Annotated in this window: 19 protein-coding genes; 11 read left to right on the forward strand and 8 right to left on the reverse strand. The window is 49.1% G+C overall.

What is annotated here, in order from left to right:
* Positions 1 to 31 precede the first annotated feature (31 nt).
* The 3 genes from ACQ4MZ_RS11645 (at position 32) to ACQ4MZ_RS11655 (ending at position 9,082) form a co-directional block, all read left to right on the forward strand.
* Positions 32 to 3,583 (forward strand): FG-GAP-like repeat-containing protein, encoded by a 3,552-nt coding sequence (locus ACQ4MZ_RS11645; RefSeq protein WP_430845163.1) that lies wholly within the window; start codon positions 32 to 34, stop codon positions 3,581 to 3,583.
* A gap of 493 nt (positions 3,584 to 4,076) precedes the next feature.
* A complete protein-coding gene (locus ACQ4MZ_RS11650; protein WP_430845165.1) occupies positions 4,077 to 7,265 on the forward strand; it encodes a SusC/RagA family TonB-linked outer membrane protein in 3,189 nt (1,062 codons plus the stop codon).
* Positions 7,266 to 7,303: 38 nt separating this feature from the next.
* Positions 7,304 to 9,082 (forward strand): RagB/SusD family nutrient uptake outer membrane protein, encoded by a 1,779-nt coding sequence (locus tag ACQ4MZ_RS11655; protein ID WP_430845167.1) that lies wholly within the window; start codon positions 7,304 to 7,306, stop codon positions 9,080 to 9,082.
* A gap of 102 nt (positions 9,083 to 9,184) precedes the next feature.
* On the opposite strand, the gene ACQ4MZ_RS11660 is transcribed toward ACQ4MZ_RS11655, so the two are convergent.
* The 4 genes from ACQ4MZ_RS11660 to ACQ4MZ_RS11675 form a co-directional block, all read right to left on the reverse strand.
* Complete coding sequence (locus ACQ4MZ_RS11660; RefSeq protein ID WP_430845169.1) at positions 9,185 to 9,589, reverse strand: Hsp20/alpha crystallin family protein; 405 nt, start codon at positions 9,587 to 9,589, stop codon at positions 9,185 to 9,187.
* 32 nt (positions 9,590 to 9,621) lie between these two features.
* On the reverse strand, positions 9,622 to 9,882 hold the full coding sequence (locus ACQ4MZ_RS11665; protein WP_430845171.1) for a hypothetical protein: 261 nt from the start codon (positions 9,880 to 9,882) through the stop codon (positions 9,622 to 9,624).
* 129 nt (positions 9,883 to 10,011) lie between these two features.
* Complete coding sequence (locus ACQ4MZ_RS11670) at positions 10,012 to 10,395, reverse strand: hypothetical protein (RefSeq protein WP_430845173.1); 384 nt, start codon at positions 10,393 to 10,395, stop codon at positions 10,012 to 10,014.
* Between the two features lie 11 nt (positions 10,396 to 10,406).
* Positions 10,407 to 10,955 (reverse strand): RNA polymerase sigma factor, encoded by a 549-nt coding sequence (locus ACQ4MZ_RS11675; RefSeq protein WP_430845175.1) that lies wholly within the window; start codon positions 10,953 to 10,955, stop codon positions 10,407 to 10,409.
* 483 nt (positions 10,956 to 11,438) lie between these two features.
* Here ACQ4MZ_RS11675 and ACQ4MZ_RS11680 point away from each other — a divergent pair, with 483 nt between their 5' ends.
* Positions 11,439 to 11,804 carry a hypothetical protein gene (locus ACQ4MZ_RS11680; protein WP_430845177.1) on the forward strand — a complete coding sequence of 122 codons (366 nt, stop codon included), beginning with the start codon at positions 11,439 to 11,441 and terminating at the stop codon, positions 11,802 to 11,804.
* A 70-nt stretch (positions 11,805 to 11,874) separates the two neighbouring features.
* On the opposite strand, the gene ACQ4MZ_RS11685 is transcribed toward ACQ4MZ_RS11680, so the two are convergent.
* The 4 genes from ACQ4MZ_RS11685 to ACQ4MZ_RS11700 all read right to left on the reverse strand — a co-directional run bounded on the left by ACQ4MZ_RS11685 (position 11,875) and on the right by ACQ4MZ_RS11700 (position 18,015).
* Positions 11,875 to 12,909, reverse strand: coding sequence for a Gfo/Idh/MocA family oxidoreductase (locus ACQ4MZ_RS11685; protein ID WP_430845178.1), 1,035 nt, complete (start codon positions 12,907 to 12,909; stop codon positions 11,875 to 11,877).
* A gap of 84 nt (positions 12,910 to 12,993) precedes the next feature.
* Complete coding sequence (locus tag ACQ4MZ_RS11690; protein WP_430845180.1) at positions 12,994 to 15,090, reverse strand: PQQ-binding-like beta-propeller repeat protein; 2,097 nt, start codon at positions 15,088 to 15,090, stop codon at positions 12,994 to 12,996.
* A 15-nt stretch (positions 15,091 to 15,105) separates the two neighbouring features.
* Entirely contained in the window at positions 15,106 to 16,056 is a 951-nt protein-coding gene (locus tag ACQ4MZ_RS11695) for a sugar phosphate isomerase/epimerase family protein (protein WP_430845182.1), read from the reverse strand.
* A gap of 9 nt (positions 16,057 to 16,065) precedes the next feature.
* Positions 16,066 to 18,015, reverse strand: coding sequence for a heparinase II/III domain-containing protein (locus tag ACQ4MZ_RS11700; RefSeq protein WP_430845183.1), 1,950 nt, complete (start codon positions 18,013 to 18,015; stop codon positions 16,066 to 16,068).
* A 112-nt stretch (positions 18,016 to 18,127) separates the two neighbouring features.
* Between ACQ4MZ_RS11700 and ACQ4MZ_RS11705 the strand changes: the two genes are divergently transcribed.
* The 7 genes from ACQ4MZ_RS11705 (at position 18,128) to ACQ4MZ_RS11735 (ending at position 24,705) form a co-directional block, all read left to right on the forward strand.
* Positions 18,128 to 19,414, forward strand: coding sequence for a Gfo/Idh/MocA family protein (locus tag ACQ4MZ_RS11705; RefSeq protein WP_430845184.1), 1,287 nt, complete (start codon positions 18,128 to 18,130; stop codon positions 19,412 to 19,414).
* A 56-nt stretch (positions 19,415 to 19,470) separates the two neighbouring features.
* Entirely contained in the window at positions 19,471 to 19,902 is a 432-nt protein-coding gene (gene tsaE, locus ACQ4MZ_RS11710) for a tRNA (adenosine(37)-N6)-threonylcarbamoyltransferase complex ATPase subunit type 1 TsaE (protein WP_430845186.1), read from the forward strand.
* 47 nt (positions 19,903 to 19,949) lie between these two features.
* Positions 19,950 to 21,176, forward strand: a complete 1,227-nt coding sequence (locus ACQ4MZ_RS11715) for an alanine dehydrogenase (RefSeq protein ID WP_430845188.1) — start codon at positions 19,950 to 19,952, stop codon at positions 21,174 to 21,176.
* A 119-nt stretch (positions 21,177 to 21,295) separates the two neighbouring features.
* Positions 21,296 to 21,700 carry a hypothetical protein gene (locus ACQ4MZ_RS11720; protein WP_430845363.1) on the forward strand — a complete coding sequence of 135 codons (405 nt, stop codon included), beginning with the start codon at positions 21,296 to 21,298 and terminating at the stop codon, positions 21,698 to 21,700.
* Between the two features lie 143 nt (positions 21,701 to 21,843).
* Positions 21,844 to 22,278 carry a hypothetical protein gene (locus ACQ4MZ_RS11725; protein WP_430845190.1) on the forward strand — a complete coding sequence of 145 codons (435 nt, stop codon included), beginning with the start codon at positions 21,844 to 21,846 and terminating at the stop codon, positions 22,276 to 22,278.
* Positions 22,279 to 22,431: 153 nt separating this feature from the next.
* A complete protein-coding gene (locus ACQ4MZ_RS11730) occupies positions 22,432 to 23,346 on the forward strand; it encodes an ABC transporter ATP-binding protein (protein ID WP_430845192.1) in 915 nt (304 codons plus the stop codon).
* A 39-nt stretch (positions 23,347 to 23,385) separates the two neighbouring features.
* On the forward strand, positions 23,386 to 24,705 hold the full coding sequence (locus tag ACQ4MZ_RS11735; protein ID WP_430845194.1) for an ABC transporter permease: 1,320 nt from the start codon (positions 23,386 to 23,388) through the stop codon (positions 24,703 to 24,705).
* The last annotated feature ends 9 nt before the right edge of the window (positions 24,706 to 24,714 follow it).

The raw sequence follows: 24,714 nt of genomic DNA on the forward strand, positions 1-24,714 counted from the left end.
CTGATTCTGTCAACTTTATCGCACCCTGCAAATGCTTTTTAAGCGCTTACTCCCTGTCTTGGTGGGCTCAGTCCTGCTTGCATCCTGTAAAAAAGAACTCAAAACGTTTACCGAACTGCCCGCTGATGAAACGGGTATCCGGTTTGCGAACCGCATTGCCGAAAACGATACTATGAATATTCTGGCATTCGAGTACGTCTACAATGGAGGGGGAGTAGCATTGGGTGACTTTAACAACGACAGCCTGCCCGATGTATATTTTACCGGCAACACTGCTCCTAATAAGTTGTATTTAAATAAGGGTGACTTCAAATTCGAAGACGTTACCGAAAAAGCAGGGGTAGCGCCGGAGAACAAATGGTCGACGGGTGTGGCTTTGGTGGATATCAACAATGATAACTTGCTGGACATCTATGTGTGCGCATCCGTACGCGAGGTGGCGCAGCAGCGTGAGAACCTGCTGTATGTAAACCAGGGATTGGGGAAAGACAAAGTGCCGGTTTTCAAGGAAATGGGAAAGGAGTATGGGATCGCAGATACGACGCACACGACAAATGCGGCATTTTTCGACTATGACAATGATGGTGATCTGGATTTGTTCCTGATTGTCAATGAAATGGATGATAACAACTTTCCCAACAAGTATCATAAAAAGATCGTTGATGGCTCGTCGCGCCGCACCGACCGGCTATATCGTAACGACTGGGACACCAAATTGAATCATCCGGTTTTTACTAATGTATCCAAAGAGGCTGGTATCCTGATCGAAGGTTACAGCCTGGGTCTCAATGTGACTGACGTCAACCAGGATGGCTGGAAGGATGTGTACATTACAAACGATTACCTCACGAACGACCTCCTCTACATCAACAATGGTAATGGTACATTCACCGACCAGGCCGCAAATTATTTCAAACATACCTCGCACTCGGCGATGGGCAACGATGTGGCTGATTTGAATAATGATGGTCTTGTGGATGTGTTGGCAGTGGATATGATGCCGGCAACCAATCGCCGTAAAAAGATGATGACGCCTGCAAATAGCTACGTTACCTACCAGAACAACGATTTATTCGGTTACCAGTATCAGGTCGCCAGAAATACGTTGCAACTCAATATGGGAAGTGCTTCGGGGAAAGGTAAGTCTCCGGTTTTCAGTGAAATAGGGCTGCTTAGCGGCGTTGCCGAGACGGATTGGAGCTGGACGCCGATGGTTACTGACTTTGATAATGACGGTCTTCGCGATATAATCATTACAAATGGCTTTCCCAGGGACATTACCGATCTCGACTTCATCGCTTACCGCAACGAGGTATCGAGCATTATGGCTCCGATGATGATGCTTGATTACATTCCAAGCGTCAGGATCAGGAATTTTGCATTCAAAAACAAAGGTAATCTCGGTTTCGAAGATGTCAGTAACGACTGGGGAATCGAAACCCCTGGATTCTCGAACGGAGCAGCCTACGCCGACCTGGACAATGACGGAGATCTGGATTACATCGTCAATAATATTAACGATTCGGCGATGGTTTATCGCAATAACAGTATTCAGCTAAAACCGGAAGAAAGCAATTATCTGCGCGTTGCGTTTAAGGGGGATCGTTATAATGGCGCGGGAATCGGTGCCATTGCGGAAGTCACTTATGGAGGCGGAAAAAAACAGATAGGGGAAAATTCACCATATCGCGGCTATTTGTCAACGGTTGAGCCGGTTTTGCATTTCGGGCTGGGAAAAGAGAAAGTTTTGCAAGAAGTGAAAATCACCTGGCCGGGTGGAAAAAGCCAGGTTTTGAAAAATATCAAAGCTAATCAGTTGCTGGTCGTTCGGGAGAAAGATGCGGTGCTGGCCCCGGCTCCTGCCGAAGCAACTGTTATGCCTCTGTTTACGGATATTACCAGCGATCTGAATGTTCCTTATCGCCATGAGGAAACGGATATTATCGATTTTAATGTTCAAAAACTGCTGCCGCATAAAATGTCACAATTCGGGCCTGCACTGGCGGTGGGGGATGTGAATGGAGACGGGTTGGAGGACGTATTTGTTGGTGGCGCATACTTGCATAAAGGCCGTTTTTTACTTCAAAAACCCGACGGTAAATTCACGGTTGCGGACTTGCTGCCCGGGCCGGAAGGCTTTGAGAAAACCTCGGAGGATATGGGGGTGCTGCTTTTTGATGCCGACCAGGACCAGGACCTGGATTTGTATATCGTTAGCGGTAGCTATGAAATTCAGGAAGGCTCGGATGCATTGAAGAACGCACTGTATGTCAATGACGGCAAAGGTCATTTTACACGCGACACAGCCGCATTACCCCCGTTTTTGGTGAATGGTTCATGTGTAAAAGCCGTTGATTTCGACCGCGATGGCGATCTGGATTTGTTTGTTGGAGGACGGGTAGAGTCCGGAAAGTATCCGAAGCCAGTTTCAAGCTACATTCTACGGAATGACTCTCGTGGAACTATGGTGCGCTTTTCAAATGCCACGGCAGCGGTGGCGCCGGAGCTGGCCGGTGTTGGGCTGGTATGCGACGCGCTTTGGACTGATTATGATAACGATGGCTGGGCCGACCTGTTACTGGCAGGTGAATGGATGCCGTTGACTTTCCTCAAAAATGAAAAAGGCAAATTCAGGAAGGTTACCACCGGATTGGAAGCCCAAAAAGGGTGGTGGGGCAGTCTTGTAGCGGGTGACTTTGACAACGACGGCGACATGGACTACATTGGCGGGAATCTGGGCACAAATACCCTCAGCAGGGCTTCGGAAAGCCGCCCCGTGAGCGTATATGCGAAGGATTTTAACAACGACGGCTATTTCGACGCGATACCGACGGTGTTTTACAAGGCGCAAGACGATACATACAAGGAGTTTCCTTACAACACGCGTGACGACATGGGTAAGCAGGTGATCCAGGTACGCCAGCGCTTTCAGGAGTACGGGAAGTTTGCGGAGTCGGGCTTACCGGATATTCTGAAACCGGAAGAGCTGAAAGACGCATTGCATTTGACGGCTACGTGGATGAAAAGCAGCTATATTGAGAACCATGGAGGAGGAAAGTTCTCTCTGCGAGAGCTGCCTGTTCAGGCGCAGTTTGCCCCGCTTTTCGGAATGATGGCGGAGGATTTCGATCAGGACGGCAACCTCGATCTGATGCTTTCCGGGAACGATTACGGCTCCGAGGTGTCGATAGGACGGTATGATGCAATGTATGGGCTTGTTCTCAAAGGTGACGGCAAGGGTGGTTTTCATCCGCTCAGTATTTCGGAGAGCGGCTATATGGCGGGTGGAAACATGAAGGCTCTCGTGCGGGTAGCTTCATCGAACAGTAATTGGCTTTCGGTTACTTCTCAGAACCGTGACTTGTTGCGGTTCCACCGCGCGGCGAAGCCTGCCCGAAGAATTGGCCTGGCGACTGGCGAGACGTCCGTACTGCTGCATCTAAAAAACGGAAAGTCAAGGCGGGAAGAGCCGGGGTACGGATCTTCGTTCCTCTCGCAGTCCGGTCATGCATTGTTTCTGCCCGATTATGTTTCATCCGTAACCGTAACTGACTCAAAAGGAGTTAAGAGGGTATTGAAATAGGTGATAAACGTCGGAATATCAGATAATTCGGATTATAGTATTTTTTGCCGCTGTGAGTTTACAGCGGCTTTTTTATTGAAATATAAATTTTCTCATTTGAGGTTAATTTTGGGTAATTGAAAATGTAAATATTTAAGTTAATTATATAAAATTATTCCAGATTTGTATCCAAATATGTCGATGAGCCATTTCTGGATATTTTATCTTTTTGAATCCTTCACTGATTTGGCCGTTTGTAACCCGATTTTTACTATAAATCGTTGATTTTGTGTTATTTGTAAACCTGACACTTATTTATTTCAACATTAAAATTAGATTAAAATCGGGCTCGTTTACTTGTCTATTCTTGGAAAATGTCAATTCTCATCTGTTTATGTGAATGGAATAGTACAATTCAATATTTGATTGAATATATTTTGCGGATATTAGATTATTTAATGATTCTAAATGAATATTTTTGAATAGCATAATAATATTAACCTAACTAAATACGATGAAACAAAACTACCTTCACCTGGGAAGCAGGCTGGTTTTTTGCGTGCTTCTTTTTCTCATCTCCCTAACTGCTTTTTCACAGGATATCACTGTCACCGGCAAAGTGGTGGATGAACAGTCCGGTTCAAGCCTGCCGGGAGCTTCTGTCACACTAAAAGGTTCGACAACTATTGGTGTTACCACTGACGCAGACGGGAAGTATTCCATTAAAGTTCCTTCCAGCGCTCAGGTCCTCGTTTTTTCATTTATTGGCTACACGGCCAAAGAGGTAGCGATAGGCAATCGGACGGTTATCGACGTATCGATGACCAGTGACGTAAGTGCCCTGGAAGAAGTGATTGTGACGGGTTACGGCTCACAGTCACGTCGGGATATTACCGGTTCTGTAACAACCGTCAATGCGAAAGATCTGCAATCTGTTCCGGCAACTACATTCGCGCAGCAATTACAAGGCCGGGCGTCGGGTTTGAACATTGTAAACGATGCTACACCGGGCGGGAACGCAACCGTGCGGATACGGGGGTTCGGTACAATTGGTAACAACGATCCGCTCTTCATTATCGATGGCGTACCGACTGAAAACCAGGGTAACCTTAATCCCAACGACATCGAGACGATCCAGATCCTGAAAGACGCGTCTTCTGCCTCCATTTATGGTTCGCGCGCGGCAAACGGGGTGGTGATCATCACGACAAAGCGCGGTAAAATCGGGAAGCCGGTGATTTCCTTCAATGCTTACTACGGAACGCAGAAAGCTTACAAGGATGTAGAAGCATTAAATGCCAAAGAGCTGGGCCAGTACCTGTATCTGGCTGACAAATACGCGGGGAAAACCCCTTCGCACGGTCAGTATACTTTCGGCCCGAATGGCGAAGTTACCGTTCCGGATTACGTATTTCCAAGCAAAGGCAAGGAGGGGACGCCGGAGGTAGATCCAGCGAAATACTCGCTCGTCCCTGGAAATATTTACGCCATCACCAAGGCGGCAGATACCAATTGGTGGAAAGAATTGACTGCCTCAGCACCCATTCAAAATTATCAGTTGTCCGCAACCGGCGGTACCGAAAACAGCCGGTATGCATTGTCAGTAGGCTATTTCAGCCAGGATGGTGTCGTGAAATTCATCGGTTATGATCGTTACACTGTCCGGGCTAACACTGAGTTTTCCACTGCTAACAAACGGTTCCGTGTAGGCGAGAACCTGGCGGTTTCGTTCGATAACAGAAAGGGAGGTTTTGGTAATAACCAGGAACAAAACGCGGTATCGGGTAGTTACAAGCACCACCCGTTGTTGCCCATCTACGATATCAAAGGTAATTTTGCCGGTTCACGCGGTGCTAACCTTGGTAACAACTCGAACCCGTACGCGACGTTGTACCGCGAGAAAGATAACCGTACCTACCGTTTGCGCGCATTCGGGAATGTTTACGGCGAGTTTGATATCATTCCTAATCTGACTGTTAAGACAAGTTTGGGAATTGATGGTGTAAGCCAAAGGGGCCGCTACATTGGTCGGGCTAACCCTGAATATGTCGAGGGTAGCTTTAATAACGGATCGACTTCGACCGATTACTACTCGTATCAATGGGTTTGGACGAATACTTTGAGCTATTCCCACAATTTCGGCACCAATCACAAAGTAGATGCATATGTGGGGATTGAAGCAATTCGTGAATTTGCCGAAGAATTCGGTGCCTCCCGTTCCGGTTATGCATTTGAAATTCCTTCCATTATCAACTACCTGAACCTCGGTGACGCTACAAAGGCGACCAACTACGGTGGTGTAAACAGGGATTACAGCCTTTATTCACAATTCGGGAAAGTTAACTACGCTTTCGCAGACAAATACCTGTTTCAATTCATTTTGCGTAACGATGCTTCTTCCCGTTTTCAGCAGGCTTCGAGAAGCGCGGTGTTCCCTGCATTCAGCTTGGGATGGCGGTTGTCGGATGAGGGCTTTATGAAATCGGTGAGCTTCATTAACGATATGAAACTTCGCTATGGTTGGGGTAAAACCGGAAACCAGAAAATCGGGGACTACAATGCCTACACTACTTACCGGGCCGACATTTTCCACGCAGGTTATCCTATCGACGGTTCGGGGAGCCAGCCTACTATCGGTTATGACGCCTCCTCATTCGGTAACCCCAATGCGAAGTGGGAAACTACAACTTCGAATAACATCGGTCTCGACGCGACATTCCTGAACGACGCGCTGACCCTTGAATTGGACTTCTGGAACCGCAAAACGACCGATATGCTCTTCTCGACGCCGATTACATTTACAGCCGGTGACGCGAACGCGCCTTCATTCAACGTGGGGCAGATGACGAACAAAGGGATCGACCTCGGGCTATCCTACCGCAACACCGCCATGAAAGGCGATTTGCGTTATGGTGCGTCGTTCAACTACTCGATGTACCGCAACACGGTCGATAAACTGGATGAAAGCGAGAATACCAAATACTTTGGCGCAGGCTCGCGTGTGCCCGCGGTGACGCTCACACAGGCAGGATTGCCGATTTCGTCTTACTACGGATATAAAGTGCTGGGAATCTTCCAGTCTGACGAAGAAGCCAAAGCCTGGGCACCTTACGGTTCCTACAATAAAGCAGGTAAATTCAAAATTGCGGACATTAACAACGACGGTAAGATCACGGATGACGACCGGACCGTTATCGGTAACCCGCACCCCGATTTTGTTTATGGTGTAAACGTGAATATCGGCTACAAAGCCTTTGACCTGACCGTTTTTGGTAATGGTGTGGTGGGCAATGAAATTTTCAGCTACCTGCGCTACTTTACCGACTTCAACACCTTCCAGGGTAATCGTGCGAAACGAGCATTGTACGATGCATGGCAGCCGGATCACAAAGAAGGTACCGTACCTATTATGGATGCGGATGACCAGATCAGTAGCCGCCCATCGAGCTATTTCGTTGAAAAAGGCACCTATTTCCGTCTGAAAAATGTGCAACTCACTTACACGTTGCCCAAGCCGCTTGCTGCGAAGATCGGTTTCAGCAACGCGCAGATCTATGTGCAGGGACAGAATTTGTTCACGGTCAGCAAATACACGGGTCTGAACCCCGAGATTCAGACCGGTGAGGACCGTACGCTTGGTTTCGACGGCGGTTACATGCCTGTGTCGCGGACGTTCCTGCTCGGCCTTAACGTGTCATTCTGATAACCGGTTTTTCTTCTGATCTTAAAAATTCGATATATATGAATTCAAGACTTGTAAAATACATGCTATCGGTGGGTCTCGCAATCGGGATTGTTTCGGCTTGCAAAGACTCATTCCTCAGCCGTGACCCGCAGGGACAATACAGCCCGACGGCCCTCAAGACACCTGCGGGCGTAGAAGGCTTGCTCGTTGGGGCCTATGCGATGATCGACGGACAGGGCCTCGACGGACAAGATCCGTGGAACAACGACATTCAGAGCTGGGTTTTCGGCGGGATTGCTTCCGACGATTCCTATAAGGGTACCGATGCCGGTGACCAGCCTGAGGAATCGTTTATTGAGAAGTGGGATTTCCAGCCTACTAACAACCACATCAAAAACAAATGGCGAGGATTGTATAAAGGCATTGCCCGGACCAATGATGTAATCAACACGTTGGCCGAGGTGCCGGAGGTAAGCGATGCACGGAGAAAGCAGATCATCGCCGAGGCGCGTTTTCTGCGCGGGTTGTTCCACTTTGAAGCAAAGAAAATGTGGAAGATGATCCCTTATATCGACGAGACGATTTACAAACTCGATGATCTCGAAAGTACTAAAGTTCCGAACGACAAGGACGTATGGCCGATGATCGAAGCCGACTTCAAAGCGGCATCAGAAGGGCTTCCGGAAGCACAATCGCAAGTGGGGCGCCCGACTAAATGGGCAGCGCTGGCTTTTCTGGCCAAAGCCTACATGTACCAGGGCTGGAATATCTCCACCGGTGCAGCTAATGTGGCTGTTTTGCAAAAAGCGAAGCCTATTCTGGAACAAATCATTGCATCGGGCAAGTTTTCGCTGGCTCCCAAGTTTGAAGATAACTTTCTGATTGCGACCCGTAATAACGTCGAATCGATCTTCGAAATACAGTATGCTGTTTCCAGTGCCTCGGGTGACGCTGCGGATGCAGGCGTAGGTTTGGCGCACCCTTACATTGACCCATGGGGCTGCTGCGGATTTTATCAGCCTTCGCAAAACCTCGTGAATGCATTTAAAACCACTGCCGCCGGCCTGCCCATGCTGGATAATTTCAATGACAGCGACGTGAAAAACGATCAGGGTTTGAAATACACTGACCCCTTTGAGCCTTATACCGGAACACTGGACCCCCGTCTGGATCAGACAGTAGGTCGTCGTGGTATTCTTTTCAAGGATTTCAAGATTCACGGTAGCGACTTTATCCGCGACCAGACTTATGCGGGACCCTATTCGCCGAAGAAGCACATTTCCGAAAAGGCTGGATTTGGTATCAATGGCTGGGGTAACCTTTCAAGCAACAACTATCGCATTATGCGTTATGGCATGATCCTGCTCTGGCTTGCTGAGTGCGAAGTGGAACTGGGTAACCTTGAAAATGCCCGGAAGCTGGTAAACCAGATCCGTACACGCGCCGCAAACCCGGCTGGTTTTGTTAAAAAAGCGGTTCAAGGTCCCAAATCGAGGGATGATTATTCTGTTCTGAATGAGCCGGCAGCAAACTATGTGATCAAAACGTACGACCAAGCTTGGACCGATGCCGCTACCGCGCGTAAGGCAGTGCGTTTCGAAACCCGCCTCGAATTCGCGATGGAAGGTCACCGTTTCTTCGATTTGACCCGCTGGGGAATTGCGGCTGAGGTATTGAATGCCTATGTGGCCGTAGAAGCCAATAAAAGAGTTTACAAAAAGGGTGCAGTATTTACCAAAGGCAAGAACGAGTTTTTCCCGATTCCACAGGAAGCGATCGACCGGTCGTACAAGGCGGGAGCAGCTACGCTCATACAAGACCCTGCGTATAAATGACTTTGGTTAGTTAAAACCAGTATTTGTTAAGCGTTTGTAATCAGAAAAGCCCCTGCGGATATGCAGGGGCTTTCTTAGTTGATGAAGGTTTTTTTTAATCACTTAGTTGACATTGATTTCCTGCGCAGGCTTCTCCGGGCCGGGTACGATCGGCAGCGTCAGTTGGAGGATGCCATTGGTGTATTGGGCGCTGATATTTTCGGTATCGACGGTGTTGTCGATCATGAATGTCCGCTGAAACGAGCTTTTGCTGAACTCCTGCCTGATCCAGTTGCGCTTTTCGCCCAGATTGTCTTTCAGTTCATAGGAAATAGTCAACTCCAGTCCCTGCACATTGATTTTGAAATCTTCCTTATTACGGTCGGGTGCGAAGATGAGCATTTCGTAGCTGTCGTCGTTTCTGACGATGTTCACGGGTACTCGGAACTCGCGTTGCGGGCCGAAATGCCTGCTATAATGGTCGTGCCGCATTCCAAAGCCGCGACGTCCGAATCTGTTATCACACATGGTATTTGATTGTTTGTTGGATGAATGACTGTTTAAACTTTTTGGGGCATCGGGCCAAACGGGTCAGCCAGGTATTCCCGCTGCGGACTGCCGAAGCCTGCCTCAGGATAACCGTAATATCCCGAATGGTAGTGCCGCCATCTGCGATAGCGTCTTCTTCCGGAAAATAGCCTGAAAATCAGTCCTACAAAAAGGAAGAAAAATATGGCTTTGAATATCAGGAATGGGAGTGCGAACAGAAATAAACCTGCCAGGACTGCTGCCCCAATGGATTTTAGAATGACGATGAACATGATCTTGTCTGGTTTTGATGAATGTTGGCGCGTCGTTTGCACCTACAATAATGCAGACGTGCAGTTCGAAAAAATACTTTAACCAAATGCAAAAAATAAACCCGGCTGTCGGGCCGGGCTTGATATAAATTACATATTCTCAGGTGGTTTTCGCCACCGGTTACGCATTTCCTGGCGGAAGCGCCGGCGTTCTTCGTCGGTCATTTGCATCCATTTATTTCTCCACGCCAACATCCCCTCGCGTCCTTCCCGACCGAAATGTCGGTTGAATTTCTGCCATTTGTGATGATGCCGGTGCTGGCCAGCCCCTCCACGGAAGCCGCCGAAGAGTATTTTGCACAAAACAAACAAACCTACCGCCTGCCAATAACTGATTGGATTAAAATTGGCGGCGCCAGGCAGTATGGCATTCCAGAGCCACTGTACGACTGCTCCAAGTCCGAGCGCTGCGATCAGGATAAAAACCGGTAGCGCAAACCGAAATCTCCTACCTCTGTTGTGCGGGTTCATCATGGTCAACAAATTTAATAATTTACAAACTCCCTGTACACGCATTCGAGCCGTTCACGAAGGTGGCGGACTGCATAGCGCTTACGGGATATTAAGGTTTTGATATTTTCTCCGGTACGGTCAGCGATTTCCTGGAACGTCTGGTCTTCAAGCTCATTCCAGATGAATACTTGCCGCTGATTTTCGGGAAGTTCGTCCAGAGCAATGTTCAATTGCTCCCAAAAGAGGTCTTTCAAATAGGCAGTTTCGGGCGTATTGTCGTCGGCCAGCAGGATGTCCTTGAAGTGGAACTCGCCGTCTTCGTCTTCGTAGCCGAAATCTTCGAGCGATTCGGGCTTTTGTTTGCGGTACTTATCGATGATCCGGTTGCGGGCCACGCGGTACAGCCAGCTGCTCATCTGTTCGATCGCCTCAATCTCCGGCACGGTGCTCAGCTGGTACCAAACATCCTGTAAAATATCCTCCGCATCCTCATCGGTATTCACACGCTGCCGGATGAATCCGAGCAATTGCTTACCATAGGATGCGACGGTTTGGATGATATTTGGCTTTTTCTGCGTCAAACGGACTTTTAATGCTATTACAGATGGGTAGACGGCTGGCTATTGAAAATACTTTAACTGGCTTGGAGTTTTTTGCCACGAAGGCACCGCAGCGGCGGACCGCGAATATTCACGAATTTAACGGATTCGTGAATATTCGTGCCTTCGTGGCAATTCTACTAACTAAGTATACTATTCAAATATATAAAAATAGTACAATGATAGGTGATTTGTACTATTCTAATAGAACTGGCAAATTTCAAACGACTTGCTGTATTTTTCCTATAATCATAGTATTATTCCAATATTAATACACCATTCAAAAAAGAACTTTTGCAGGTGTGAAATGCTCTTATTGACTTTTAATCACAGTGTTGGATACCTTTGTAATGTCCAAAGAGCAAAAAGCGGAAACGTAAAGCTGCTCAGAGAACTTGATCAGGGAAATGCCTGAAAAGTACAAATTGGCAACATTGATTCAGACATTAAACATTTAAGAATAAAATGAAAAAGACTATCTTGGCAATCGCAGTATTGGTGGGAGTATCAACTGCAAATCTTTCAATCGCTGCTGACAAAGTAAAAGAAAACAACGCTTCTATCGAGCTGGTTTCAGGTGCAGAATTGAAATTCAAATTGTCTCTTGAAAACGTAAAAGAAAGATCTTCACTGGTGATCAAAGACTACACAGGGACAATCGTTTACAGCACATCGATCCCGAAGTCTGAAAACTACACTAAGATCTTCGACTTGTCGAACCTGGCAGACGGAAATTATGGCTTCATTATCAACAATGGCAGCGAAATCTCGACAAAGCCATTCGCGATCTCGACTGAAACAAAACGTCAGGTAACAGCTGTTATTAAGTAATATAGGCCGATCAGGCAAGAAAAAAGGCAGTCCGGGGGTTTCGGGCTGCCTTTTGCTTTTATTGCAGCGGTTAGTAGGCCAAAACTTTCTTCTCGTTGCTGCTTTGGAATGCCAGGTCGATCACACGGCAGGTACGCAACACCTCTTCCGGTTTCACTGCCAGCTCGGCGCCATTGACGATCGCATCGTATACGTTCTGGTAAAAAGGCATGTAATCACCTGCTTCGCTTTTCACAATTCCGGTAAATGCCGCGCTATACAGCTTACCCCAGCGGTCTTCCGGTTCCACGCCCCAGGGCTTTTCGCTGGGTAGTACATTTTTGCGCAGCGTTTCTTCCTGCGGGTCGAGGCCGCCTTTGATGAACGAGCCTTTGGTACCATGCAATACATAGCGCAAATGGTTCTCATACACCATCAGGCTCGATTTCACGATCACCGACTTGTCGGCATAGCCCAGGCGAATGTCGAAATAATCGTCGATCTCGCTGTTCGGACGGACGATGCGTATATCGGCCGTCACCGTTTGTGGCTCGCCGAAGAGCACCAATGCCTGGTCGATCAGATGCGGGCCGAGGTTGTACACATTACCGCCGACCGGCACGGCACGTTCTTTCCATGAGCCGGCCACAGCCTCACGGTAGCGATCGTATCGGCATTCGTATTCGATAATATCGCCCAGTTTCCCTTCACCAAGCAGTTTCTGAATGGTCAGGAAGTCGGAATCCCAGCGGCGGTTTTGATAGGCTGTCAATATCAGGCCTTTTTCCTTGGCCACTTTCACGAGCTCGCGGGCTTCTTCTTCGGTGGCTGAAAACGGCTTTTCGATCACGACGTGCTTGCCATTCTGGAGCGCATCCATCGCATACTCGTAATGCGTATCATTCGGCGTGCAAATGAAAACCAGGTCGATTTCCTCGTCGGCGAGCAGCTCTTCCACCGATCGCGCATTGCCGATGGTAGGGTCAAATTCCTGCGCCTCGTTTTTGGTCCTTTCGACCACCGTTTTGATCTTGAAATTCGGGTTGGTACTCAGGAACGGCGAATGAAAATACCGCCCCGACAAACCGAAACCTATTAAACCGACATTGAGAATTTTTGAAGGCATAGTTTTAAATTGAAAAGGTAATGAGCTTATTCTAATGCTCGCAAAGTTAGTCTTACATTTAAATTGGCGAAGTAAAAAAATACACTATGGCAATGCAAACGCCACATACTTATCCCCGGACTTGGTATTCAACTTCCCGCCACCACAGGCTATGACGACATATTGTTTGCCATTCACTGAATAGGTACTTGCCGAGGCGTAGCCGGCCGCCGGCAAGGCAGTTTGCCACAAAATTTCACCTGTTTCTTTGTCAAATGCCCGGAATTGCTCGTCACGGCTGCCGGCGATGAAAATCAAGCCACTGGCGGTTACCAGCGGGCCACCGTAATTATCGGTGCCGGTGGGCGGAATACCCTTGGCGGTGAGTTCCTTGTATTCGCCGAGTGGTACCTGCCATTTTCTTTGACCGGTGTTGAGGTCGATGGCCGTTAATGTGCCCCAGGGCGGCTGACTTACCGGGTAATCGTTGCGGTCGTACCAGCGATTGTAGCCGGTGTGCTGGTAGGGAACTTGCGTTTTGGAATCGATTTTAATGTTTTCCTTACTTTCCTGATTGATCAGATATGAGATAATGGCTTTTCGCTCAATGTCCGGGATATGCGTAAATGATGGCATCATACCGCGGCCATTTTGCAGTATGGTTTCTATTTGGGCGGGTTTCAAACGTTTTTCGAGGTTGGCGAGGGAAGGGTAGGAGCCATCGTGATTGCCCATCTTGTCGGCTCCGTGACAAGCTGCGCAGTTCATCTGGTACAGCTGGGCACCGGTTACGCTCGTGGCGTTTTTGGGTATTTCTTTTTTGATAAGAGAAGTATAAACAGGTATTTCTTTGGCCGGGACGTACATTATGCCACCTGGGTCGGTCGCCGCACCACCCCATTGTGCACCGCCGTCGGTACCCGGATAGAAGATGGTCATGCTGGAAGTGATGGGAATATAGGCGCTGCCTGTTTTGGCCTTGGAAAGCAAATCCACAAGCGAATCCCGATCTGCAACGAATGCGTTGAAGTCTTTTGCCGTGAATGTCTGGCGGGTAAATGGGAGCGGTAATGTGGGTATAGGCTGCGTGGCGGCCACTTTTTCGCCTTCGATGGCCGGGAAATTGAATGCGGTTTCCTTGATAGGGAACAGCGGCTTTCCCGTAACGCGATCGAGCACGAAGACATAACCCTGCTTGGTCACCTGCACGACCGCATCCACACGCTTGCCCTTGTGCGTGACGGTAACGAGGTTCGGAGGGCAGGGCGGGTCGCGGTCCCATATGTCATGGTGCACGAGCTGGTAATGCCAGAGGCGTTTACCGGTCGCGGCGTCGAGGGCGATGAGGCAGTTGGCAAAAAGGTTGTTGCCGGGCCTGTTGCCGCCGTAGAAATCATAAGCGGCCGAGCCTGTCGGGATGTAAACGATTCCCCGCCCACGGTCGATGGCCATACCGGCCCACGCATTGGCACCTCCGAAATGCTCGCGCGCATTAGCGGGCCATGTTTCGGCGCCCAATTCACCTTTGGCAGGAATGGTACGGAACGTCCATACCAGTTTTCCCGTACGCACATCATACGCGCGCACGTCTCCGAGTAGCGCGGTTTCGTTTTCATTAACCCGCATTCCGGTAATCAGCAGGTTTTTGTAAATCGTATTGGGTGTATTAGACGTCACGTAATCATCTGCGCCGGGGCGCTCGATGCCGGTTTTCAGGTTAATGCGCCCGTTTTCTCCAAAGGTTGATATGAGAGATCCATCGGTCGCATTCAATGCATAAATGTATTTCCCCGCCCCGAAAAAGATGCATTTCTCCTTGCCGTCGGACCAGTAGGTGACCCCGCGGCTTGTGGTACCACCATTGTCGGTGATATTAGTTTTCCAGATAGGCTGTCCCGTGGCCGCATTCACTGCAAATGCCTGTGTTCCTGCCGACACGCCGTACAGAATGCCGTTGATCACGATCGGGTTGCATTGCATTTGTGTACGGTTACGCGTCGTGTCCGCGCCGCCCGATGCATACGTCCAGGCGACTTTGAGCTGCGCTACATTATCCTTTGTGATCTGATTCAATAGAGAATAATGGCTGCGCGCGCCATTGCCGTTATATTCAGGCCAGTTCTGGTCGGTGGAATGTGTGCTGATCACAAAACCGCATAGCACGGCAAAGGACGCCGATAAGAGGACGGGCGTTAATTTCATCGAATGCGACGGTGGTTAAGCGGCTGCCCAGAGTTCTTTCAGTTTTTGTAAATCCCGTTTCATCGCATCGAAAACTACTTTTTTATCCACGGTAATCTGAAATGCCCCCTGATCGGCGCCCCCCAGCGGATATTCCAGGTGCAGGCAGATCGGTACTTCCACTTTCAGGTCTTTCAGTAGTTTGAAATAGGTTTTGAAATCTACCATTCCTTCACCCAGCGGCACGCTTTTCACGGCCCATTTGCCGCTGCTGTTTTTCTCCCAGTAAAAATCTTTGATCACGATGGTTTTGATATGCGGACGGATCAGGTTGAAACCGGTTTGCCACGAGAGGCCGCCCTCGACAGTAGCGTGGCGGATGTCATATTGGGCTCCCATGGTTTTGGGGTTGGCCTTTTGGAGGATTTGCCAGATCTCGAACATCGACGCACCGACCATTCTTCCTGAATGGTTCTGGTAGCAGCCATAAATGCCCAGTTTATCATTCAACTGACTCAAACCGGCCATTTTGGTACTGAATTCGCCGAGTTGTTCTGGGATCGCTTTTTGCTCATTGTAGCGGTACCAGTTCATTCGGTAGTATTTGAAACCGAGCTTGGCAGCCGTTTCAAGTAGCTTTTTATCGACCGGATTCCCGGCATCTTCCACGGCCGTGCAGAACATTTGCGGCGCAAGGCCCACTTTCTTCATTGCTTCCACAGCTAATGGAAGATCTGTTTCTACTTTTTCAGGTAATACGTGGCCTTTGGGACGAACCGTAAGATCGATGCCGTCGAAACCCAGTTCTTTGGCCACTTCGGCCATGTCCTGGTAGTTCAGGAATTGCAGGTGTTTGGAAAAAATGTTGACTTTCAGGTCGTCAGCCGCCCTGTTGGCCGGGCTTGCAAACGATTCTTGCGCCAGCGATGGAATGATGCTGCCTGCGAGAGCGCTATTGATGAGAAAATCTCTGCGGGATAGATTCATGACGAATAATCAGGATTTAGTGATAACAAAACTGTGTTTGCCTTTGGGTTTCAATACCTTGCTGGTGAGTATAATGCGCGTAACCGGTGCACCGTCCCATTTGGTTTTGAAACTGTTATATTCCATTCCTTCGGTCGAGGGAAGTTCTGTGGAAACCGTCCAGCTCCTTGGATCATAAGTGAGCGAGACGGCTTTTTTACCGGATGTGGTGAGGATGATTTTGCCCGGCGTACTGATATCGACATCACAGACTGTCATGAATATTTGCTGCAACGAGTCGGGCTTTTGTTTCAGGGTATAATTATCGGAAACTTCCACCGTGTTTTTACTGCGGTTCAGCTTTACCAGCCGGTTCCAGTTTTGAATGCCGGCTTCCTGCGGATATGCGGGCGCGATGTCCATCGCGAGCGAAACTTCGTTTTCGGAGACATTGCTTTTGACATTCCTCGCATTGAAATGTTTTCCGGCCGGCTGTCCGAGGCCATTGATAATAGGCAGGTTATGGTATTGAGATTGCGTGAACCATAGCTCATACCTTTTGGAAGAAAATGTCCTTGCAGTATAGTTGCCACGACCGGCATCGACGATCACCGGTTCGCCGTCGGCGTATACGATGAAATCACCAACGTCATTATGGTTGTGGCTTTCCGCATTGTGGCCGGCGTGGGTGGCGAGGTACAGGCCGTTGTCGGAGCGGGCGGTGAGTACTTCAATGTCTGAAAGCCACGATTGTGGTACCTGTTTATAAGTTTTGGATTGATCTTGCTTCAATTCAGCAGTCGTGAGCAGGTTCCAGACCTTTCTGGGGCGCTGGAAGCCATTACCGCCGGTAACTGCGCCAAACTGCCCGTAAGCCCATTCGCCAAGCGCAACCAGTTCCGGGTCCTGAACCGCCTTACCGAACCGGTAAAGCATTAATCCATCCGGTTTTAGTTTCGGATCGGCGTCGGCGAAGTTCACGAAATAGTCGTTGGCAATGTGGACTTTATACACGTAGGAGGCCATTTTGCGGATCAGATCATTGTCATAAATATTGATTTTTCCGTTGGTGACGCTTTCGAGAATCGCCAGGGCGTCGTAGGCACTGGCACCTGCGGCGAACCAGTAGCTCGGGCCTTCGTCGCAGCCGCCGTCGTCGCCCAGGCTATTGAAATACCGGTCGAGGTACACCATATACTGATAGGAATTATCGCCACGCTTTTGTGCATCTTTTTCAAGTAAAAGATCGGCTATAAGCAGGTTCGATACGATCCACGGGTTCCAGTTGTTGACCGGATTGGTCGTGCTTAGCCAGCTGTATCGTTTAGGATCGTTCAGCGGTTCGAATATCTTTTTATTGGTTTCAAGGTAAATACGAGGGCGGATCAATGGCGATATTTTATCCAGTTTCGCTCCCAGGAAGTAATCAGTAAGTGCCAGTACACCCGCAGTTTCGGCTCCGAAGAGGTCGACGGTCGGATCTTGTACGTCGGGCAGGCCGTTTTGGGCTTTTTGTACACTCAAATGCGCAGGCACTCCCCAGTAAGTTTCTTCACAAATGGCCCATACCGAATTGAGAATGGCTTCCATGAACCGGTCTTTGCCTTCGACGGCTTCGGCGAGGACAAGGTTCATCAACTGGTTTCTCCTTCCGAATGACGCTGCCGCGTGCCGCTCACGGTCGCCGCTACGGGTGAAATCAAGCAAAAGGCTCGCCGTGACCATCGGGACAGGCTTTTCTAATGCCTCTTCACCAGCTCTGATAATCTTCGCGAGTTCGGCAGGGTCGGTTTTACTGCGCCATTCTTCTGGTGTTTTGGGATAGGGCGCCCATTGACCGAGCGGGATGAGGGCTTCTTTGAATGCGCTTTCTGTGTACTTCTGCGCGAGGATGTTGCGTGGGGCGACCTGCGCGCCCCCGGACTGGGCGCCCCCGGCCAACACGATTGCCAGGGCAATTGCCAGTAGTAGTCTGATCATAACGGCTGTGGTTTAGGAAGTTGAATGTAACCGAATATAAGACTTCATTATCCAGTAGAATCACTTACTTCGGCCTTTAATTTATTCAATTGGAACTAATGCCTGAAAAAATATGAATGTCGATCGTCTGAACCGCCGCGATTTCCTGAAAGCCGGTGCCGTTGTCTCTTCCTTCATGATCGTGCCCCGGCACGTGCTCGGGCGAGGGTACAAAGCGCCAAGTGATATGATTGCACTGGGTTTCATCGGTTGCGGGCGGCAGAGCGGAGGCCTACGCAATCGCTTCCTCGATACCCAGGAAACACGCATTATCGCGGCTTCGGATGTGTACGCGGTCAAGCAGGATACATTCGTGAATGCTACTAATACATGGTACTCCGAAAAACTCGAACAGGGCACTTACAAGGCTGCGGCCGGCATGAAGGACTTTCGGGAATTATTATTAAGAAAAGATATCGACGCCGTGGTGATCGCCGCGCCGGATCACTGGCACGCTGCCATGGCTGTACGTGCCGCCGAGGCGGGTAAGGATATTTATTGCGAAAAACCGCTTTCACTGACGGTGAAGGAAGGCCGGGCGATGGTGAATGCTGCCAGAAATCATAACCGGGTGTTCCAAACGGGTAGTATGCAGCGCTCGGCGCCGGAATTTAAGAAAGCCGTGCAACTGGTAAGAAGCGGGGCCATTGGGACGATAAAAAAGGTGTATGTCAATGTAGGCGGCCCTCCGAAAGTGTGGGATTTGCAAAGTGAAACCAAGCCCGAAGGCCTCGATTGGGACTTCTGGATGGGCCCGAATACGATCCAAAGGCCGTATAACAACGAACTTGCGCCTGCTATGGACGCTAAGTTCTGGCCAAAATGGCGTGATTACGTTGAATTTGGCGGCGGTGGTATGACCGACTGGGGTGCACACATGTTTGACATTGCGCAATGGGGACTGAATATGGACGCCAGCGGGCCGGACGAACTGGTATATTCCGAGCCGGGTAAGGGTTTGGTTTACAAATATGCCAATGGCGTTGAAGTTGTTCATCGTCCCATGGAAGGCAAACAGCATTGCCATTTTGTGGGTACCGACGGCGAAGTATTCGTAGCCCGTGGCGAGTTAAAGACCACTCCTGAGCCATTGAAGGATAAGATTTTCAATGCAGGCGACGCAGGTGTTTACGTGAGCACCAACCATTATAAAGATTTCCTGAATGCGATCCGGACGAGGAAGCCGCCCATTTGCGATGTGGAGATTGGCCACCGCACGGCGTCGGTTTGCAACATCGGGAATATCGCGTACGGTTTGGGGCGTTCGCTGAAATGGGATCCGGTGAACGAGGATTTTGAAGGGGATAAAAAGGCCAGTCAACTGCTGGGCAGGCCGATGCGGAAAGAATGGAAAGTCTGATGTTGTCGGACACATAAAATTGTCATGGGTTTTTCCAAATTGTGTATTTTTGTAACATGATTGAACAGCCCACGGTTATTCGTTTTAAGGAACTCGACGAGCTCGGAAATGTATCCGAAGCACTTCTGAGGCTCGGTGCAGATACGCCCGTCTGGCTCTTCGAAGGCCAGATGGGAGCCGGTAAAACGACGCTTATCAAGGCATTATGCAGCCATCTCGGGGTTACAACCCATGTACAGAGCCCCACTTTCTCGCTGGTGAATGAGTACGATGCGGAGGGCAGAACAATCTATCATTTTGATTTTTACAGGATTAAGGACGAAACAGAAGCCCTGGACATGGGTGTGGAGGAGTATTTCGATTCAGGAGATCTTTGTTTTGTCGAGTGGCCACAGAAGATTGAAAACCTTTGGCCGCTGAACTATATGCAGCTGCATCTGGAAGCGGATGAAACTGGCATGAGAATATTGGAAGTCACCAAGGTATAAGAGGTCACATTTAGTCAGTTACAGTTTCACTTTCATTTTGCTAGTCAATGGCACAACCTCAGATTACCGGTTTTGAAGAGCTCGCCAAGCAGTCGGTGCTGTATCCCCAGGAATCATTAATGGCTGTCCGGAAGGATCAGAATTCGCTGCATATCGGCTTGCCGAAAGAGGTTTCGTTACAGGAAAACCGGATCGCGCTCACGCCCGACGCAGTGGCTATCCTGGTCAGGAACGGGCACGAAGTATGGGTAGAGAAAGATGCCGGCAAAGGAGCCAATCTGTCGGACCATGAATACAGCGAGGCCGGGGCGAAGATTGTCCACAGTCCCGAGGAAGTGTATCAGGCCAATGTGATTCTGAAAGTGGAGCCGCTGGTAGAAGAGGAGTTCCGTTACGTGAAAGCCGGGACAACGCTCATCTCGGCACTCAACCTTCCAGCGTTGGAAAAACAATATTTTGAAAAGCTGAATGAACTGAAAGTAACCGGCATAGGCTACGAACTGATTGAAGACAAGGTAGGAGGGAAGCCGATTATCCGTGCTATGGGCGAGATCGCCGGCAGCACGGTGCTACTGATCGCTGCCGAGTACCTTTCAACACCGAATGGCGGCCGGGGCATTATCCTGGGCGGTATTACGGGCGTACCACCGACCAAAATCGTGATCCTCGGTGCGGGTACCGTTTCCGAATATGCCACACGCGCAGCCCTTAGCGTGGGCGCGGACGTGAAGGTTTTCGATAAGCACATTTACCGCCTGCAAAGGCTCAAATATTCAATCGGGCAAAATCTGTACACATCCATTATTGAATCCGAAACGCTGGCCGAAGCCATTGGCCGGGCGGATGTCGTGATCGGTACCATGCGTGCCGAGAATGGTCTGAGTCCGATGGTCGTAACGCGTGAAATGGTGTCGAAAATGAAGCCAGGTTCGGTGATCATCGACGTCAGCATCGATCAGGGCGGGTCGTTTGAGACTTCGCGGATGACGACCCATAAAAACCCGACATTCAAATACAACGAAGTGATCCATTACTGCGTGCCCAACATCCCCTCGCGCGTGGCGCACACGGCGAGTACGGCGCTTAGCAATGTATTTTTGCCCTTTTTGCTCCAAACCGGTACAATAGGAGGCATTGAGGAAATGATTTATGCCAATCGTTGGTTTATGAAAGGAGTGTATTGCCACAAAGGCACGCTCACCAACTCCCACATCGCCCGGAGCTTTAACATGAGGTATAAGGATCTGACGTTGCTTTTGGCGGCGAGGATGTAGGGGGCTATAAGCTTTAAGCCTTAGGCTGTAAGCTTTTTATATTTTTGACAATTAAACTACGTGTGCTAGCGCGCAATCAGCTTTAGCCTATGGCTTATAGCTTAAAGCATATTACAAAAATGATCAACAACAGCAATGAAAACACCCTGATGGACGATGCAAATTCTCCGGATTTGAATCAGAAATTGATGGGTTATATATCGCAGGATTTTATCAAGGTCGCCGACCAGCTGAAAGAAGCCTCGTACCAGATTCGTAAACGCGGTTTTTCGGAATATCCGATTTTCGCGGTTACCAACAATGAGATCGATCTGGGTGTGTTGCTTATCGATGCAACGGAACTGACAAATCGTTATATTTACAAGGCGTCGTACATGCAGGAATTTGTCGATCGCAAGCTGATCGGTCCGGAATCGGTGCTGCTTTTCACGGAAAACTATAAAAACCCGGAAGAATTCTGCTGCCTGTTCGCGTTGATTGGCGAGTTTTCGGGTTTTGTATATGTGCCATATCCCGAAGATTAGCGGCAGAATGCCGTGTGGAAAGTTGCGTAAGGCCGCTTAATAAAGAGTTGGAACGCTTACTAGGTCGTGGGGATCGGGTTCCTGAATTTTATTTTAGTTTTAGAAATTAATTGTTTGAAATTCAGCTAAAAAATCCCCAGTCTATGGAATCTAAACTACTTCTCGAAAAGGAACTCGAACCCATTTTCCTCCAAAAATTCCCGCCATTCTCCGAAAGCGTCAAAGAATTTCTCGTGCAGTATGGTCCTTACATTATCCTGATACTCTCGATTCTCGGAGTGTTGGGCTTGCTAACGGCGTTGGGTGTAGGTGGTGCGGTTTTGGGTGCCGGGGGACTTACGGCAGGTATTGGATTCAATGCTTACATTGGGATTGCGCTCGGGATCGTTACGCTGGTGATGTACCTGATGGCGTTTTCTCCGCTTAAAGCGCGCAAACGTGCCGGCTGGAACTTGCTCTACTATGCATTGCTGATCGGCCTGGTTAGCAATCTGATTCAGTTGAGCATTTTGGGCTTCATCATCGGCGGAATTATCGGCTTCTGGGTTCTTTTCCAGATCCGCGAGAAATACGCTTAAATATTAAACCGGCCTGTGCCGTGTAAAGCGGGCGGATTATTCCGTCCGCTTTTTATTTTTGCCATTGGTCAGTCAAATGAGGCTTTTGTACTTGTGGTTACTGCGACCAGGAAAATTACTTCGCATATTTGCGGTTACACCGTTTTGAAATTTATGAATATCATAGAGGTAAGGAATGTAACGAAGGAATATTCCAGCCACACCGCCCTGGACAATGTCAGCATTTCTATTCCCAAGGGCTGCATTTTCGGGCTGCTGGGGCCGAATGGGGCGGGGAAGACGTCGCTGATCCGGATCATCAATCAGATTACTGGTCCGGATAGCGGAGAAGTACTGTTCGACGGCGTTCCCCTCAATCCTGATCATATTTCGCGGATTGGCTATTTGCCGGAAGAGCGCGGGCTTTACAAAAAGATGAAGGTGGGGGAACAGCTGCTTTACCTGGCGCAGCTCAAAGGGCTTTCGCAGAAGGAGGCGATGGAAAAGCTCAAAACCTGGTTTATCAAATTTGATATTAAAACCTGGTGGGATAAAACGATCGGCGACCTCTCGAAAGGAATGCAGCAAAAGGTGCAATTCGTTTCGACCATTTTGCACGAGCCCGACCTGATCATTCTCGACGAGCCCTTCTCCGGTTTTGACCCGATTAATGCCAACCTGATCCGGGATGAAATCCTTGAATTGAAGCAAAAAGGCAGCACGATCATCTTCTCGACCCACCGGATGGAAACCGTGGAGGAACTTTGCGATCATATTGCTTTGATTCACAAATCACGCAAAGTGCTCGACGGTGCGAAACGAGAGATCAAAGAGCAATTCAAAACACATACCTATTTTGTCGAATACAAAGGCCACCTGGATGAGCTGGATCCGATATACCAAATCCTCGATCAGAAGATCCTGGAAGACGGCTATCTGCGCTCCAATGTCCACCTGGATGGCGATGCGAATGCCAATGCATTGTTGCTCAATCTCGTGTCGAAAGTGGAGATCCGTGCGTTTGGAGAGAATATCCCGACGATGAGCGATATTTTTATGAAGGCGGTCAATGAAGTGCCCGAGGCATGACCGGGGCGCATTCCATTCACAGTTATTAATCCGATTCCCATGCGAAATATATTTCTGGTTATTAGAAGAGAATACCTGGTAAGGGTCAAAAAGAAGTCGTTCCTGGTGATGACCGTGCTGGGCCCGCTGCTTTTTGTGGCTTTCTATGGGACGGTATTCTGGGCCGCCGTGAGCTCAGTGGATATCAAAACAGTGCAGGTACTGGATGAAAGCGGTTTGTTCCGGAACAAATTCAAGGATTCGGAAACCTTAAAATTCGAGCTGACCGACAAGAGTATTGATTCCGCCAAGGCTGCATTTCGAAACAGCGATGCCAATGCGTTGGTTTATATTCCGGCCAATGTGATCCAATCACCCAAAAGCGTCCGCATTTACGCAGCCAAAAATGTGAGTTTAGAACTGAAGTCGGAGATCGAAAAGGTGATCGAGAAGGAAATCGAAGACATCAAACTCGCGGAGGCGGGTATTACGCATAAGATCCTGGAAGATTCACGCGTCAATGTCAATTCTGAAACGATCAGCCTGAGCGAAGAAGGCGAGAAAACCAGCAGCTCGGGCGCGGCCACTGTGATCGGAGGGATTTGTGCATTCCTGATTTACATGTCCGTATTCATCTACGGAACTCAAGTAATGCGCGGGATCACCGAGGAGAAAACCAGCCGAATTGTGGAAGTGATTATTTCCTCCGTGAAGCCATTCCAGCTCATGCTCGGCAAGATTATCGGGGTAGCGCTGGTCGGGCTCACCCAGTTTGTGCTTTGGATTTTACTGACTACCGCTTTGACAAGCGCCACATCGGCCGTGATTGCCAGCAAAATGTCTAAAGAGTCGGCACAGATGGCGGAGGAAATGAAGAAAGCGCAAATGCCGAACCAAGGCCTACCCGGTGGCAATGTCGATAATCCGGTAGCGGAAGTACTCGGAGCAGTGTCCAGCCTGAACCTCCCGCTGATTATCGGTTGTTTTCTGTTCTACTACCTGGGTGGGTATTTACTGTATAGCGCGTTATTCGGTGCAGTTGGAGCGGCCGTCGACAACGACGCGGATACACAGCAATTCATGCTGCCCATTACATTGCCCATTATTTTCTCCTTTGTATTTGCCCAATTCGTCCTTCGCGATCCCGACGGTACGCTGGCGTTCTGGACATCCATTATTCCATTTACCTCGCCAATCATCATGATGGTCCGCATTCCGTTCGGTGTGCCGGCCTGGGAAATTGCATTGTCGATGGTGCTTCTGGTGCTAGGATTCATGGGCACCACCTGGGTCGCCGCCCGCATTTACCGCGTGGGTATCCTCATGTACGGTAAAAAAGTCAGTTATAAGGAGTTGGTGAAGTGGATATTTTATAAGTGACATCGGCTG

This window comes from Dyadobacter sp. BHUBP1 (assembly GCF_050587785.1).
In the GTDB taxonomy this organism is placed as follows: Bacteria; Bacteroidota; Bacteroidia; order Cytophagales; family Spirosomataceae; genus Dyadobacter.